The sequence below is a fragment of the Streptomyces wedmorensis genome, assembly GCF_000716445.1.
GTDB lineage: Bacteria > Actinomycetota > Actinomycetes > Streptomycetales > Streptomycetaceae > Streptomyces > Streptomyces wedmorensis.
On sequence record NZ_JNWK01000085.1, the window covers coordinates 1 to 15,739 of the forward strand.

General features: G+C 69.1%; 9 protein-coding genes and 1 pseudogene. 3 read left to right on the forward strand and 7 right to left on the reverse strand.

Annotated elements, in window-relative coordinates; translation table 11 throughout:
• Positions 1–513 precede the first annotated feature (513 nt).
• Positions 514–1,875, reverse strand: a complete 1,362-nt coding sequence (locus OO54_RS38195) for an anaerobic sulfatase maturase (protein WP_033211697.1) — start codon at positions 1,873–1,875, stop codon at positions 514–516.
• A gap of 76 nt (positions 1,876–1,951) precedes the next feature.
• A complete protein-coding gene (locus tag OO54_RS38200) occupies positions 1,952–2,356 on the reverse strand; it encodes a DUF7144 family membrane protein (protein WP_033211698.1) in 405 nt (134 codons plus the stop codon).
• A gap of 490 nt (positions 2,357–2,846) precedes the next feature.
• Between OO54_RS38200 and OO54_RS38205 the strand changes: the two genes are divergently transcribed.
• Entirely contained in the window at positions 2,847–5,201 is a 2,355-nt protein-coding gene (locus tag OO54_RS38205; RefSeq protein WP_033211699.1) for an arylsulfatase, read from the forward strand.
• A 241-nt stretch (positions 5,202–5,442) separates the two neighbouring features.
• Here the strand turns inward: OO54_RS38205 and OO54_RS45485 are convergent, their stop codons facing one another.
• Positions 5,443–5,856 (reverse strand): hypothetical protein, encoded by a 414-nt coding sequence (locus tag OO54_RS45485; protein ID WP_033211700.1) that lies wholly within the window; start codon positions 5,854–5,856, stop codon positions 5,443–5,445.
• 538 nt (positions 5,857–6,394) lie between these two features.
• Here OO54_RS45485 and OO54_RS38215 point away from each other — a divergent pair.
• The gene (locus OO54_RS38215; RefSeq protein ID WP_033211702.1) at positions 6,395–10,129 is read left to right on the forward strand and encodes a S8 family peptidase; all 3,735 of its coding nucleotides are present in this window, start codon (positions 6,395–6,397) and stop codon (positions 10,127–10,129) included.
• 137 nt (positions 10,130–10,266) lie between these two features.
• On the forward strand, positions 10,267–11,265 hold the full coding sequence (locus OO54_RS38220) for a helix-turn-helix domain-containing protein (protein WP_033211704.1): 999 nt from the start codon (positions 10,267–10,269) through the stop codon (positions 11,263–11,265).
• A 64-nt stretch (positions 11,266–11,329) separates the two neighbouring features.
• On the opposite strand, the gene OO54_RS38225 is transcribed toward OO54_RS38220, so the two are convergent.
• The 4 genes and pseudogenes from OO54_RS38225 to OO54_RS38235 all read right to left on the reverse strand — a co-directional run bounded on the left by OO54_RS38225 (position 11,330) and on the right by OO54_RS38235 (position 15,522).
• The gene (locus OO54_RS38225) at positions 11,330–12,016 is read right to left on the reverse strand and encodes a DUF1345 domain-containing protein (RefSeq protein ID WP_078905574.1); all 687 of its coding nucleotides are present in this window, start codon (positions 12,014–12,016) and stop codon (positions 11,330–11,332) included.
• A gap of 246 nt (positions 12,017–12,262) precedes the next feature.
• Positions 12,263–12,907, reverse strand: coding sequence for a GAP family protein (locus OO54_RS38230; RefSeq protein WP_033211708.1), 645 nt, complete (start codon positions 12,905–12,907; stop codon positions 12,263–12,265).
• A gap of 1,653 nt (positions 12,908–14,560) precedes the next feature.
• Positions 14,561–14,644, reverse strand: a pseudogene (locus OO54_RS48960) (IS5/IS1182 family transposase); the annotation flags it as partial.
• Between the two features lie 449 nt (positions 14,645–15,093).
• A complete protein-coding gene (locus OO54_RS38235) occupies positions 15,094–15,522 on the reverse strand; it encodes a Fur family transcriptional regulator (RefSeq protein ID WP_033211714.1) in 429 nt (142 codons plus the stop codon).
• Between the last annotated feature and the right edge of the window lie 217 nt (positions 15,523–15,739).

Here is a 15,739-nt window from a genome sequence, read left to right on the forward strand (position 1 = left end):
TCCCGCCTGACGGCAACACCGACGACACGGCGCTGGTCGTCCTGCGCCTGTGACCCGCACCGACGGACCTGAAGGAGTTCGAGACGGGGCAGAGCACCGACGCGGACTGCGCGCTGCTGTGGGGTGCCGGCGAGCTGCCGCTCTGGGGGCGGCTCAGCCGTGGGCAGGCGGCCTCGACGCGGCCCGGACGGGGCTGGCCGCTGCGGTCGAGACGTCCGACGACCGGTGGACAGCGGTGGGCCTGCCCTCATCTCCGTGATCGAGCCGATCAGCGACCGTGAACGCGAAGTCCTGTAGAGCCTGGCGCAGATGATGTCCATGTCCGGACAGACCTTGTTGTTCGGCCAGGTTATCGACGAGGCACATCCCTACGGGCTGCTCGCGCGCTTCCGACCGAAGGGAAGGGTGAGCTGGGCGAGGCCGGCGCCGGGCCCGATGGCGATGAACCCGTCGATCAGGAGGAGGGAAAGGCCTGGGCCAGGAGTGGAGGTGGCTGGGGGAGCGTGTCGGGTACTACCACCGACCCGCCGCAACGGGTCTGCCGTGGCAGCGCGCCCACTTGCGTCCGCCCTCGCACGGGCAGGGCGCGTTGTGCGGCCGTCGCGCGTCGGCTTCCTGGTAGTCGCGCATGATCAGCGCGGAGGCCTGTCCCTGGCGCAGCAGCTCGGCCATCGTGCGCATCGGACGGTTGATGTGGTGGAAGAACGCCTGGAACCCGGCGCACAGGTGGTTGAGGCCCGGCTCGCCGTCCGGTGTGGTGTCGAAACGGTCTTTGGGGCAGCCGCCGTGGCAGGTGAAGCGGACGTCGCAGTCGAGACAGTACTGGGGCAGCGTGTCGTACTTGTCCTGGCCGAACTTCCGTTGCCGTGGTGAGTCGACGAGCTCCAGCATGTGCCGGTCGCCGATGTTGCCGAGCAGGTGGCCGGGCTCGACGAAGTGGTCGCAGGAGTACAGGTCTCCGTTGTGTTCCAGGGCGAGGGCGCTGCCGCAGGTCCGGGAGTGCACGCACAGGGAGGGCGGTTCCCCGTACCAGTTGGCCAGGGCCACGTCGAACATCTGGACGTACACCCGGCCGACGTCGTGGCGTACCCAGTCCTCGAAGACGTCGATGAGGAACCGTCCGTACTGCTCCGCCGTCACCGACCGGTCGGTGACGAGGTCGCCCTCCTGCCGGTACAGGGGGCGGTCCTTGGCGCGGGCGCCCCAGCCGTCGTCGGCCGGCGGCAGCTCTTGCGCGGTGGTGCGTTCCACGATCGGGATGAACTGCATGTGCTCGGCGCCGCAGTCGTCGCGCAGAAAGGCGTAGACATCGCGGCCGTAGCCGGCGTTGGCGTCGTGCACCGTGGTGAGCGCGTTCCACTGCACGCGGTGCTCGCGCAGCTGCCCCAGCCCGCTCATCACGCGGTCGAAGGTCGGCTTGCCGCCCTTGTCGACCCGGTAGGCGTCGTGGAGCTCGCGGGGGCCGTCGACCGACAGGCCGACGAGGAAGTCGTTGTCGCGGAAGAAGCGGGCCCATTCGGCGTCGATGAGCGTGCCGTTGGTCTGGATGGTGTTCACGATCCGCTGGCCGGGACGTGCGTATCGCCGCTCGTACTCCACGGACCGGCGGAAGAAGTCGAGGCCCATCAGCGTCGGCTCACCTCCCTGCCAGGCCACCGTGACCTCGGGCGCCGGGCCGTGCGCCTCGATCAGCTGCCGGATGTAGGTGCCCAGCAGCTCGTCCGCCATACGAAACCTGCTGCCCTCGTACAGGAGCTCCTTGGACAGGAAGAAGCAGTAGTCGCAATCGAGGTTGCAGATCGCACCGGTGGGCTTGGCCAGCAGATGGAACGGTCGGCGCCGGACGGTCGGATCGGGCAGCTCTACGGTGCTCATCGACCCAGGATGGGACCCCACCCCCGCTGAGCACGTCACCCGGCACGGGTGACGGGGGAGGTTCCCCCGTACGCCGTCAGGGTTCCCGCCGCACGACGCACAGGGCCCAGATGACGAAGGCGTACAGCGCGATCAGGATGATCGACCACACGGGGTAGTACGGGATCGACAGGAAGTTGGCGATGATCAGGAGCCCCGCGATGCCGACCCCGACGACCCGCGCCCACGTGGCGCGTGCGAAGAGACCCGTGCTCACAAGGACGGCGATCACTCCGAGGATGAGCTGGATCCAGCCCCAGCTGGTCAGGTCGAACTTGAAGAGGTAGTCGGGGGTGGACACGTAGACGTCGTCCTCAGCGATCGCCATGATGCCCCGGAGGAGGTCGAGGACGCCGGCGATGAACAGCAGGACTCCGGCGAACGTCGTCAGTCCACCCGCCCCCTTCGGGGACGTGTCCGGGCGATTGTGGGTCGTGACCATGGATTTTCCTCACTCGGTCGGTGTGATGGAGCAGACGGCACCACCTCTTCGAGCATGTGACACGGCCGGGCAGGGGAGCTCACCCGCGGCGGGTGAGCTCCGCGTGCCGGATGGCCGGTGCTGCGAAGGCCCAGGGACCGGAAGGCCCGGAGACGAGCGGCGAAGCCTGGACAGGTGTGGCGGTGGCGGGTGCCGCCGCGTACGCGCTGGACTCTTGCCGGCTGTGGCCATGACACCGGTGTCGTCGGCGATGGTGTTTGTCGGCTGCGGGGTGCTCCTGGTCGGCGTGTGCGGCGGCAGACTGCCGGCAGCGGCGCAGGCGACGGGGGCGGCGCGGAGCCGCTGGATGACGCCGTACGCCTACTCCGCGGGACGGTGTGCCGCTCCACTCCAGGACGCTGTCACCCGTGGGGGATGAGGCGAGACGGGCCGTCCCCGGCGAGGGTGGAGGGACAACCGGTCAGGACTCGGGGCAGCGAGGAGAACCGTCATGGGCAAGCGCTTCAAAGGGAAGGTGGCCCTGGACATCCGTGACGCGCAGCCGGACTGGGCTCCGTACCTCGCCCCGAAGGCACCGGAGAACGCCCCGAACGTTCTGGTCATCGCGTGGGACGACGTCGGCTACGGGACGATGGACTGCTTCGGCGGTCCGGTGAGGACGCCGGCGATGTCACGGATCGCCGACATGGGGGTGCGCTACTCGAACTTCCACACCACGGCGCTCTGCTCTCCGACCAGGGCCTCCCTGCTGACCGGCAGGAACGCGACGTCGAACGGGATGGCGACGATCGCCGAGTTCAGTTCCGGCTTCCCCGGCATCTCCACCCGCATTCCGTTCGAGAACGGCTTCATCTCGGAGGTGCTGGGCGAGCGCGGCTACAACACGTACTGCGTCGGCAAGTGGCACCTCACGCCGGGCGAGGAGATCAACATGGCCGCGTACAAGGGGCGCTGGCCCCTGGGGCGCGGCTTCGAGCGGTTCTACGGCTTCCTGGGCGGTGAGTCGAGCAGCTGGTACCCGGACCTGATCCACGACAACCACCCGGTCGACCCGCCGGCGACGCCCGAAGAGGGGTACCACATCGCCAAGGACTTCTCCGACAGGGCCATCGAGTTCATCCGCGACGCCAAGGTCGTCGACCCCGGCAAGCCGTTCTTCATGTACCTCTCGCTCGACGCGGCCCATGCGCCGCACCACGTGTTCAAGGAGTGGGCCGACCGCTACAAGGGCGTCTTCGACGAGGGCTACGAGGCGATCCGGCCCGGAATCCTGCGCCGTCAGAAGGACATGGGGCTGTTGCCGGAGGACACCGAGCTCTCCGCGATCAACCCGCACGGCGAGCCCGAGGCGACCGGGCCGGACGGCCAGCTGTGGCCGGTGCTCGACACGGTCCGGCCCTGGGGCGAGCTGAGCGCCGACGAGCGACGGCTGTTCGTCCGGATGGCCGAGGTCTTCGCCGGATACGTCTCGTACACCGACGACCAGCTGGGCCGGGTGCTCGACTTCCTCGAATCGGCCGGCGAGCTCGACAACACGATCATCGTGGCCGTCTCCGACAACGGGGCGAGCGGTGAGGGCGGACCGGACGGGACCTTCAACGAGTGGCGGTTCTTCAACGGCATGTCCACGCCGACCGCCATGTCCTTGGAACACATCGACGAACTCGGCGGCCCGACCTCGTACAACCACTACAACACCGGGTGGGCCTGGGCGTTCGACACGCCGTTCCCGTACTGGAAGCGCTGGGCCGGCTACGAGGGCGGCGTGGCCGACATGTGCCTGGTCGCCTGGCCCGCGGGGATCGAGGCCCGGGGGGAGGTGCGCGGGCAGTACGTCCACGCGGTCGACGTCGTGCCCACCCTCTACGACCTGCTCGGCATCGAGCCGCCCGAGGTGGTCAAGGGCTACCCGCAGAACCCGATCGAGGGCGAGAGCTTCAAGGCCTCGCTCACCGACCCCGAGGCGCCGGGACGCCGGACGCAGTTCTACGCGATGCTGGGGCAGCGGTCCCTCTACCACGAAGGTTGGCTGGCCTGCACGGTTCACCCGCCGCTGAGCGGCTGGGGCCACTTCGAGAACGACGTGTGGGAGCTCTACGACCTCACCACCGACCGCGCGCAGTCGACGGACCTGTCCGAACGGGAGCCGGCACGGCTGGAGACGCTCAAGAGCCTCTGGTACTACTACGCGGGCATCTACAACGGGCTGCCGCTGGACGACCGCAGCGCCCTGGAACAGATACTGGCCGAGCGCCCGCACGGAAGCCCCGAGCGCGACCACTACGTGTACTACCCCGACTCCGCGGCGGTGCCCGAACAGTCCGGGGTGGTGACCAGCGGCCGGTCGTACACCATCGCCGCCGGCGTCGACGTCGGGTCGACCGACGCCGAGGGCGTTCTCTACGCGCACGGCGGTGTGGCCGGCGGCCACAGCCTCTACGTCAAGGACCATCGCCTGCACTACGCGTACAACTGGGTCGGCAGCACCCTCCAGGTCGTGGACGCGGACCGGGAGATCCCGCCGGGCAAGCACGTGCTCACGGCCGAGTTCGCGGCGAACGGACGCAGCACCGACCCGGCGATGCCCGGCGCAGTGGGCACCCTCACCCTCTACATGGACGACCAGGAGGTGGGCCGCGACGACATCGTCACCCAGCCCGGGAACTTCTGTGTCGTCGGCGACGGGATCTGCGTCGGCCGCGACGACGCCTCACCCGTCACCCCCGACTACCAGGGGCCGTTCCCCTTCACCGGCGGCACGATCGACAAGGTCGTCGTGGACGTCTCCGGTGAACGCTACGTCGACCACGAGGCGCAGGTACGCGGCTGGTTCATGACCGATTGAAAAGGCTCCATGGCACCCTCGTGGCCATCGCCCCCGCGGTCGGCAGCGCCCGCGGGGTGACCGCGGCCCGCGGCATCGGAGAAGCCTTCGGAGGCCACGACGGACAGGGCCACCGTCGTGAACCTCACCAACCACACGTCCTTCAACCTCGCGGGAGAGAGCAGCGGCAGCATCCTCGACGCCACGCCGGCGGGTTTCTCAGGGAAGGTCAACCGCCAGGGTGACGGCTTCTGCTACCGGTTCAACTCGCCGGGCTGGTCAGGACGCAGTTCGGATAGTCGTTGTCCGGATCGCCGACGGGGACCCAGAGCTTCAGGACCTTGTTGTGCCTCAAGGCGTCGTAGGAGTCGGGCTTCCGCTCACCCGTTTCGGGGTGAGGGGCGTCGAAGGTCACGCCGACGAAACTTTGCTTCTTGATGGAGCGGTGCGCCCAGGTGCCTGTTCCGGACGCGGTCAAACCCTCGTCCCAGCTGTGGGCGATGCAGACTTCGTCGGCGATGAACGTCCCGTCCGGCTTCAGCGTGAGGGTGCCGCCGTCGGAGTCGGTCCACGTGGTCGCAAGTTCGGCCGGCCTCAGAACGACCGGTACGCCCTCGGGCGGCGGCATGACGGTGAGCCTGCCGCAGGCCGTCAGGGCGAGGGCCGTGGCGAACAAGCTCAGCGCAGTACGGCGGTAACGCAACACACTCCACCCCTTGCGGGTTCCCGTGCCGCGTCCGCGACCGGTTCTCTCAAGGACCCTCGCCGTACCCTGTCATGGGGTTTGAACATGTTCAAGTCTCGGCCGTCGAGGCCCCTCGCCGTTGTGGCGACTCTGCCGCATTCCGTATTTGTATTTAACTGCATACTTCTAGGACTTGACGCAAAGAATGGCCAGTTCTTGAATCTGGTTTTAACGACGTTTCTCGTGTGAGGAGCCCCGCCGTGCCGCTCGGTCGCCATGCCGGCCCATCGCCGCCCGAACCGCGGACGCGTCGCGCACGATCCCGAGTTCGCGGTCGTAGGGGACGTCAACGTCTTGTGGGCGTCCGTCGCCAGGTCGGCGGCATGGGGGACACCGCAGGACGCCCGCCTGGGGCTCGTCATGCTCCGTCCGGAATCCCACGATTCACGGCTGGCAAGCCTTTGCCATGGCGAGGACTTGCCGTCGCGAGGCCTTCACGACGGCGTTCACGGGTCGATAGACCCATGGCATGTCTTCCCCCTCTCATGCTTCCGCCTTCCGGCGCGGCCGCTGGCGGCTGATCTCGGTTGCCACCGCGGTGCCGCTGCTGGCGTCGGGGCTTGCGGTCCTGCAAGCGCCCGCACAAGCCACTCCGAGCAAGTCCACCGTTCCTGCCAAGCCCTCGGCGACCCACAAGGTCACCCTGGTCACCGGCGACGTCGTCACCGTCACCACGACGGCCGACGGCAGGCAGATCGCCGAGGTCGACCGGCCCGACAGCGCCGTCGGCGGCGTGAAGCTCCAGGAGATCAAGGGCGATCTCTTCGTCATCCCGGACGAGGCGGCGCCGCTGCTGGACACGGACACGCTGGACCGACGGCTGTTCAACGTCACCGACCTGATCGAGATGGGCTACGACGACGCGAAGTCGGCTGAGGTACCGCTGATCGCGACGTACACCCAGCCGAAGTCCCGCGCGGCCGTCGAGCCCACGGCTCCCCGGGGCAGCAGGCTGACCCGAAAGCTCAAGGGCATCCGAGGCGCCGCGCTCAGCACGGAGAAGCGGCAGACCCGCACCTTCTGGAACACCGTCGCGCCGCAGGGCAGCCCGTCGCTGGGCGCGGGCGTGGCGAAGCTGTGGCTCGACGGTCGCGTGAAGGCCAGTCTGAAGGAGAGCGTGCCGCTGATCGGCGCGCCCGAGGCCTGGGCGGCCGGCTACGACGGCAAAGGCGTCAAGGTCGCGGTGCTCGACACCGGCATCGACGTCAACCACCCCGACTTCGCCGGCCTGATCGACGGCACGGCGAGCTTCGTGCCGGGCGAGGCCGTCACCGACGTCAACGGGCACGGCTCGCATGTCGCCGGCACGATCGTCGGTTCGGGCGCCGCCTCCGGGGGCGACCACAAGGGCGTCGCCCCCGGCGCCGACCTGTACGTCGGCAAGGTGCTCGGCGGCGCCGAGGGCTACGGTCAGGACTCCTGGGTCATGGCCGGCATGCAGTGGGCTGCCGAATCCGGCGCGGACGTCGTCAACATGAGCCTCGGCGACTCCTACCCGACGGACGGCAGCGACCCCATGTCGCAGTCGGTCGACGCGCTGTCCGCCCAGTACGGCACGCTGTTCGTCATAGCCGCCGGCAACTCCGGCCCGGAGAGCATCTCCGCCCCGGGCGCGGCCGCCTCGGCACTGACCGTGGCCGCCACGGACAAGCAGGACCGGCTCGCGTCCTTCTCCAGCACCGGCCCGCTGGCCTACTCCGGCGGTATGAAGCCGGACATCGCGGCGCCCGGCGTGGACATCACCGCGGCCCGCTCGCAGGAGATGACCGGCGGTGGTGAGGGCCTCTACCGCACCATCAGCGGCACCTCGATGGCCACCCCGCATGTGGTCGGTGCGGCGGCGGTACTGGCCCAGCAGCACCCGGACTGGACCGGCGCGCAGCTCAAGGAACACCTGATGAGCACCGCCAAGGGCCTGGACGGAGAGTACTCGCCGTACGAGGTCGGCACAGGCCGTCTCGACGTGGCCGCCGCCGTGCGCACCACGGTCCGCGGCACCGGATCGCTCTTCTTCGGCAACCACACGTGGCCGCACGAGCCGAGCGACGGCGCCGTCACCAAGGACCTGACCTTCACCAACACCGGCTCCGCCGACGTCACGCTGAACCTGGCGCTGAGCGACGGCGCCGGCCCGTTCACGCTCGAAGCCACTACGGTCACCGTACCGGCGGGCGGCACCGCCGCCGTCCCGGTGACCGGTGACCCGCAGGCCGCCTCGGCAGGCCGGCACGTCGGCTATGTGACGGCCACCGACGCGGCCACCGGGCAGCCGGTGACCCGCACGTCCGTGGCGCTGCTCAAGGAGGAGGAGCGCTACGACCTGAACATCAAGCTGCTCGGGCGGGACGGCAAGCCCGGCGCCGGCTGGGTCACGATCAACCTGGCCGGCGACTTCTGGCCGTGGCAGGTCTACGTCGACGGCTCGACCACCATGCGCATGGCACCCGGCCTGTACACCGTCGCGGGGTACCTCGACGTGACCGGCGAGAAGGCGGACCGTTCGGGTCTGGCCGTGCTGGTCGACCCGGAGACCGTGCTCAAGGACGGCGCCGCGGACGTGGTGCTCGACGCGAGCAAGGCACGCCTGCTGCAGACCGAGGCGCCGCAGCGCACCGAGGACCGCCAACGCAAGGTGGACTTCAACGTCCACTACAAGGACCTGGACCCGTTCATGGACTACCGCAGCGCGTACGTGCTGCCGCCGACGTACGACGACGTCTACGTCGCGCCGACGGAGCCGATGGAGGAGGGCGAGTTCATGCTGACCACCCGCTGGCGCAAGGGCGAGCCGCAGCTCAGCCTGAGCACGAAGGGCGGTCGACTCCGGTTCGAGGCACTGGTACAGGCGGGAAGCGCCCTGGGCACCGCCACGGACACGCTGGACGCCGTCTACGCGGGCAACGGTGCGCCGGCCGCGTACGAGCGGGTCAAGGGCAGGGGCAAGGCCGTCGTCATCGAGCGCAGCGACGAGGTCTCGCCGCAGGAGCGCACGGAGGCCGCGGTCGCGGCCGGTGCGAAGGCGCTGATCGTGGTCAACGACGGTGTCGGTCCCCTGATGGAGTACGTCGGCGAGTCGGCCATCCCGGTCGCCACCGTGCACCGCGACGCGGGCAAGGCCCTCGTCTCGACGGCCAAGGCCGGCATCTTCAAGCTGACCGTGAAGCAGACCGAGCACACGCCGTTCGTCTACGACCTCACCCGGGAGTACCCCGGCCAGGTTCCGGACCGTGCCCTGGTCTACAAGCCGACCAAGGACGACCTCGCCCGGATCGACGCCCGCTACTACTCGGCCACGGCCGGCGGGCCGGCGGAGGGCTACCGGTCCGACTTCACCCTCAGCCCGTCCTTCAACTTCCCCGAGCGCGAGTGGCACCCGGGCACCCGCACCGAATGGGTGACTCCGGGTCAGGTCTGGAGGGAGTTCCACGCGCAGGGCGTCGACGGCGGCCTGCCGTGGGTGATGGTGTCGGGGGACAACACGTACACCAAGGGCAGCACCACCCGACTGGACTGGTTCGCTCCGGTGACCAGGCCCGGCCAGAGCGAGTCGTTCGGCGTGTACAACTCCCGCTGGCAGAACTACATGACCTGGAACGTGCAGGCGTGGGCCTCCTCCAGCGACACCATGCGGCTGGGCGGCTTCCTGCAGTGGGGTGAGACGCCGACCCACCTGCGGGTCTTCCAAGGCGACACGCTGATCCACGACAACCCGAACAGCACGGACATGCAGTGGGTGGAGGTGCCGGCGGGCAACCTGCCCTACCGCGCCGTCCTGGACGCGGAGCGGCCCGCTGACGTCTTCCGGCTCTCGACGCGCACCCATACCGAGTGGACGTTCATGTCCGACACCGTCGATTCGGACTTCTTCGAGCCGTTTCCGGTGCTGAACCTGGACTACAAGCTGGAGTCGGACCTGCACGGCGACGTCAAGGCCAACGCGACCCAGCAGATCGCGCTCAAGCCGGTGTCGATGGGCCGAGGCACCGTGCCGGGCACCGTCACCACGGTGAAGCTGGACGTCTCGTACGACGACGGTGCCACCTGGCGGAAGGTATCCGTGACGAAGGGCCCTGACGGCTACTGGACGGGTTCGTTCAGGACGGCCACGAAGCCCGGCGGCTTCGTCTCGGTCCGCGCGAGCGCCGAGACGGGCAGGGGCTTCAGCGTCAAGAACGAGATCATCCGGGCGTACGGCCTGCGATGAACCGTACTGTCGGGCCCCGGGGAGGAGACTCCCCGGGGCCCTTCCCCTCGCACCTACTCCCATCAGGGACTATCCAGAGTCTGCCGCCGTGGCACATACTCTCCCCGCTGCGGCAAGCGGAGGAGAGACGGTCGCCGATGTTGGATGTTCTGGGCCTCGAACCCGATGACGAGCGTGTCTACCGGGCGCTGCTCGGACGCCCGAACTCCACCGCGATCGTGTTGTCCGGCCAGCTCGACCTGCCGCACGCGCACGTCGACAAGGCGTTGTCCCGCCTGGTCGAGTGGGGACTCGTGACCAGGTCGGCGGACGAGCGGTTCACCGCCGCACCGCCGGCCATGGCGCTCGGCGCTCTCATCAGCCAGCGCCGGGACGGGCTGCGGATGGCCGAGCACGCCCTGGTGACCTTCGCCGAGGAACACCGGGCGGCGATGACCGGGAGCAGCATCAGCGACCTGATCGAGGTCGTCACGGGCGTCGACGCCATCCGCCATCGCTTCCTCCAGGTGCAGCAGGCAGCCCGTACGCAGGTCCGCTCCTTCATCACCGCACCGTTCGTCGCCCTGCCGCCCGACGAGAACACGGCCGAACCCATGGCCATCGGCCGCGGCGTGCAGTTCCGGGCGGTACTGGACCGGGCCGTGCTGGCTGAGCCGGGCATTCTCGACGACGCGATCGATTCCCTGCGCAGGGGAGTGCAACTGCGCGTCGCCGACCAGCTGCCGATGAAGCTCGTGCTGGCCGACGCCGACCTCGGCCTCGTCCCGCTCGCGGTCACACCGGACGGGGAGCCCGGCGCCGCGCTGCTGCACCGCAGCGGACTGCTGGACGCGCTGGACGCTCTGTTCGAGACGGTTTGGCGTACTGCCGACCCGCTCGCGCTGTCGGCCACGGTCGGAGAGTCCGAACCCACCGTCGAGGTCGGTCCGCACGGCCCGACCGAGCTCGACCGCAGGATCCTCGCGCTGCTCCTGGCCGGTCTGACGGACCTGGCGGCAGCGACGCAACTCGGTCTGTCACCGCGCACGCTGCACCGGCGCCTGCGTCATCTCATGGACCTGGCCGGAGTCCGGACCCGGATGCAGCTCGGGGCCTGCGCGGTGCGAAACGGCTGGGCGGAGCCCCTGCGGGCGTGATGGGCAAGCGTCGGCGCGGCACCGCTTGAGCCGTGCGGGCCGGCGTGGTCGTCCCGGCCACGCGTCAGGCGAGGACGTTGACGGCACGGGCGACCACGAGTCCGAGAATGAGCAGGGAGACGAGGGACTGAATGCCCATGGTGATCTTGGCCCAGGGTGCCAGGGGCATGACGTCGGTGGGGCTGAAGGCGGTGGCGTTGGTGAGCGCGAGGTAGAGGTAGTCGATGTAGTGGGGCCGCCAGTCGGCGCTGCTGAGCCGGGGCTCGAGATGTTGGGGGAAGGCGAGTGCGGGGGTGGAGGGCATGTGGTGGGCGCGGGTGGCGGGCCCTCCGCTGTCGAGTTCGAAGTACAGCAGGGAGAAGGCGAGGACCGTACAGGCCCACACCGTGCCGCCGGTCTGCAGCAGGCTGGTGGCGGAGCTGGTCTCCTTCCCGGCGTGGATGATGTCGTCGACCAGTTGGACGGTCGACCAGACGGCGCTGACGGCCAGGACTCCCACCAGGGCGATCGACAGGCTCCGCAGGGCGGCCGTGCGCCGGTCGATCCGGCCCGGGTCGCCGGCGATGAGCGCCAGCAGGAGCAGTCCCTCGATGGCGGGGAGAACCCAGCGAGGTGCCAGACGGAGGTCGTCGGGGAGCAGGACGGTCAGCACCATGGCGGTGACGACGGCCGCCGCCATCGGCCATCGCGGCTCGCCCAAGGACTCGTCCGGTCCCGGGCTCTCGGTCGTCTCTGGGGTGCGTCCGGTCACGAGGCGGCCCTTACGGTCGAGTGTGGAGTGAATGACGCTGTCCTGCCCTCGGACGGTATAGCCGCCGAGCGGGCGGGCGTCGGATCCCACGCGTGGCGCCCGACAGCGCCGGACCCGACCGCGAGAACAACGGACCACCCGCAGTCGAGGCAGTGTCAACGTCTTCCTTCGCCTGCACCGGCCCGAACCGCCCGCCCTCACCGGCGACTGCCCCCGGCCGGCCCTGCGAGGCACCAGCTGTCTGGGTCAGGCGACCAGCTCGTAAATACTCCGGGCCGTCAGCCACAGGCCGATCAGCAAGGAGAGCGTGACTACCAGCTGTTCCTGGTGCTGCTGCAGCCAGCTCCGTAGGGCGTTCAAGCGGGCGTTCGCGGCCGCGGGCACCCAGACCGTGTACATCTCCATGACGATGAGGCTGAGTGTGGCCAGCAGGCAGTAGCCGGTCAGTACGAGCCAGTCGGTGAGGGTGGAGAGGTTCGCGTCGACGGCGGTCGCGGCGCCGGCGCCGACCAGGCCCCAGGGCTGCAACAGCCACGCCAGACCGGCTGCCGCGACCAAAGAAGCGTTGTCGATCCGGGCGGCCCAGCGTGGCGGGCCGTGCGGGCGGGGCGGTCGGCGGTGCCGGTACGCGCCGAACAGCACCAGTGCCAGGCCGATGGCGAGTTTCGCGGCGGTCGCGGCGGTCGAGGGCGCGCTACGAGGGGCCGGGGGCTGACCGCCGGTCAGCAGTACGACGAGGGCGATCACCGCGACCAGGTTGGCCAGCCATGACAACAGGAACGCCAGACCCTGACGAACGCCGCGCCGCGAGGAGAGCAGCAGGATGAAGGCGCTGTTGTGCAAAGGCCCGAGGGTGATGGCCGTACCGATCACAATCAGGTCGAGGACCATCGGACCAGTCGCTCCTGGGTCTCGGTGCTGTTCGCCACGTATGGGCAGAGAGCCGGTCGGTAGGGGTGAGGCGTTGCTACGGGACCGCATTCCGACTCTGCAGGCGGCTGCCCGGCCGGTCAAGCAGGCCACGCCAGTGAAGCCTTGCCGGCCTGTTCGAAGGCGCACCGCCGCTTACGTCTGCATCGGTTTCACCGAGGCCACGGCGAGGCGATCCCGGGCGCCACCAGCCATCTCTTCAGCCTGGCCGTGTCCGCCCAGGTCTGCAGTCCGGTCAGAACCACGGTCCAGATGCAGTACACGGAGCGATCCCCGCTGCCCGAACTCGAACCGGCCGGGTCGTGACCGAAGCGGACAGGCCCTAGGCGCGGTCTCGTAGGGCGTCGATCAGGACGCCGTACAGGGCCGTGGGGTCCGCGGCCATGTCGATGGCGGGACGGCCCCAGCTGGGCCAAGGTGACGGCGCTGGATGCGATCAGGGTCGAGAACACGAGCCGGGAGAAGGCCCGGAGGTCGAGCGGCTCGGCCATGGTTGTCACCGGCCCCAGGCCGGCGACTACGTGGGCCCGGCGGCCTATGGCACGACGTGGGTGCGGGCATGGAAGCACGTGCTCACGGGCATGGAGCTCACCTCCGGGCTGGGCACGCGACCCATACGATCTCAGGCACGCCGGCATCTCGTTCTGGCCGTACTTCGGTGGGGACCCGACCGAACGCGCTCGAGCAGCCCATGGGGGAGGGGGACCTCATCGGCCGGGGTGAGTGCGGCGCCTGCGAGGTGAGCCGGAGCATTGCTCCGTGACTGGTCTGGAAAGCACTGGTCAGGAGCGGGATACGGGTGGGATGAACTGGGAGTTCCGGCGTAAACGCGACCCCTCCCTACGCGGGGCGAGCGAGAGGCGCCTGACGGGCAGAAGCCCAGGTCAGGCGCCTCTTTTCGTGTCTTTAGAAGAACCCGGGCTTCTTCGGCGAGTAGCTGACCAGCAGGTCTCCGTGTGCTGGTGGTACACGCCTCGTGTGGCCGCTGACCAGAGGAAACGGCCACGATTCGGCCAAGATGCAGGCGGCTGGTCCGCGTATGGCCCGGATCTTGGCCGGCACGGAGTGGACCCTGACCGCCGGCCCGTGGCGGCGGCGAGCTGGCACACAAACGAGGGGTGTGCCCACAGGGCTCCACGGAGCATGCCTCTACCCGACGCCCTACGAGAGAGAATCGTCAGGGCTTGGACCGCGGAGCGGGCAACCCACCGGTTGAAGAACTTCCACGCTGTCACGACCGGCCACGAGATGTGCGGCGGCGTCTTCCCCTGCACACGCTCTGACTGAGCCCGGCTGGCCGGCCGCGGCCCATCTGCCCTGCCGGAAGGCTGCTCCGCTTCATCGCGATCGAACGCGGCCAGTCCGATCGGCGAAGAGCTGGCGCGCGGCCGTTCTGCTCAGCCCGACACGTCTGCCTGGGCATTGCTGCCGCGGTGTTGACTTCGACTGTCTTGGCACGATCTATGGGTATCGAGTCGCGGCCCTGGATCTGGCCGCTCTGCTGTGCGGCGTAAGCGTTTCGGGGCTGAAAGGTGTTGCAGAAGGTCCGCTTCGGGCAGGCCTGAATGGCGTTTGACCTGCCGTCCACGATCCACGACCGGTCGGCGTCCGCCAGCGGTAGTACACGGCCACCAGCAGCACCCGGTCCGGCAGCGGCAGACTCCACGGCCGGCCACCACCCGGCCCGTTCCCAGGCCGCATCGAGCAGCCACAGCAGTCGGAACCAGCGCATCCCGAAGGCGTGGCTACGTGCAGTCAGCGGGCTGCTATCACTCGGCGCCAGGTCGCACAGGTACGCGATGACCGGCTCCACCTGGTGTCCGAGGCCGTTGACAACCATGAAGGGAGGGTGGGCATCACCGGTTTCCACCACGGGGCAGCTGGGCCCGACCCTCCATCAGTTCGTTACGTGGAGCCACTTCACTCTCCTTGATCGTGATGACCAACACCGCGATCAACGAGGAGAAGAGGTGCAGACAACTGTGCACTGGTGCCGGGTCACCCCAGGTCGGCCGTCCTTGTTGAGGATGTGTAGAGGCGTCGAAGCGAATCGATGATCCGGGCCCAGGGTGCCGTCTCTCATGTTTCCGAAAGTGACGCGAAGGACGGGTATTCCGGCGGGCTTGGCTACAGCCCGTGGCGCGGAGTCACGCCGGCGGTGGCCCCGCCGTACAGGAGGGGCACAGCCCGCGGTAGACGATCTCGACGTCGAACACCGCGAAGCCGAAACGCTCCTGCGCGGGCAGGCCGGCCAGCGGGTCGCCGGCCGGGTGGACGTCGCGGATGAGGCCGCAGCCGGAGCACACGAGGTGCTGGTGGGGGCGGTACGCGTTCGGGTCGTAGCGCTTGGCCCGCCCGTGCGTGGAGAGTTCCGCGACCTCACCGAGGGCGACCAGCTCGCCCAGGGTGTTGTAGACGCTGGCCCGGGAGATTTCGGGCAGTCGCCGGGCCGCGCGGGCGTGGACCTCGTCGGCGGTGAGGTGCACGTGCTCGCCGTCGAGGACCTCCGCGACGACACGCCGCTGGGACGTCATGCGCCAACCGCGCCCCCGCAGCCGCTCCAGCAGGTCGCTCATTTCGGTTCACCAGTTCGGGTTCGGCGGAACAAAGGATTCGGCGGGACCGGTCACGGGGCCGAAAAGGGAACTACAGGGTACCCGGCGGTGATAAGCGCCGGGCTTTCCCGACCGGCGGGAGCGATATCGATGATCGTACGATCTTTTCCGTTCTCGCCCTTTCCCGCCCGGCCCGAGCGGGAAAGTTTCTTGGGTGGGGAAGCCCTGCGTGTTCTCT

What these genes read in the sequence shown, in the direction of transcription:
- OO54_RS38235 (WP_033211714.1), bottom strand. Translation starts at nt 15,522, where the DNA reads ATGAGCGACCTGCTGGAGCGGCTGCGGGGGCGCGGTTGGCGCATGACG.
- OO54_RS38230 (WP_033211708.1), bottom strand. Translation starts at nt 12,907, where the DNA reads ATGGTCCTCGACCTGATTGTGATCGGTACGGCCATCACCCTCGGGCCT.
- OO54_RS38200 (WP_033211698.1), bottom strand. Translation starts at nt 2,356, where the DNA reads ATGGTCACGACCCACAATCGCCCGGACACGTCCCCGAAGGGGGCGGGT.
- OO54_RS38220 (WP_033211704.1), top strand. Translation starts at nt 10,267, where the DNA reads ATGTTGGATGTTCTGGGCCTCGAACCCGATGACGAGCGTGTCTACCGG.
- OO54_RS38195 (WP_033211697.1), bottom strand. Translation starts at nt 1,875, where the DNA reads ATGAGCACCGTAGAGCTGCCCGATCCGACCGTCCGGCGCCGACCGTTC.
- OO54_RS38205 (WP_033211699.1), top strand. Translation starts at nt 2,847, where the DNA reads ATGGGCAAGCGCTTCAAAGGGAAGGTGGCCCTGGACATCCGTGACGCG.
- OO54_RS38215 (WP_033211702.1), top strand. Translation starts at nt 6,395, where the DNA reads ATGTCTTCCCCCTCTCATGCTTCCGCCTTCCGGCGCGGCCGCTGGCGG.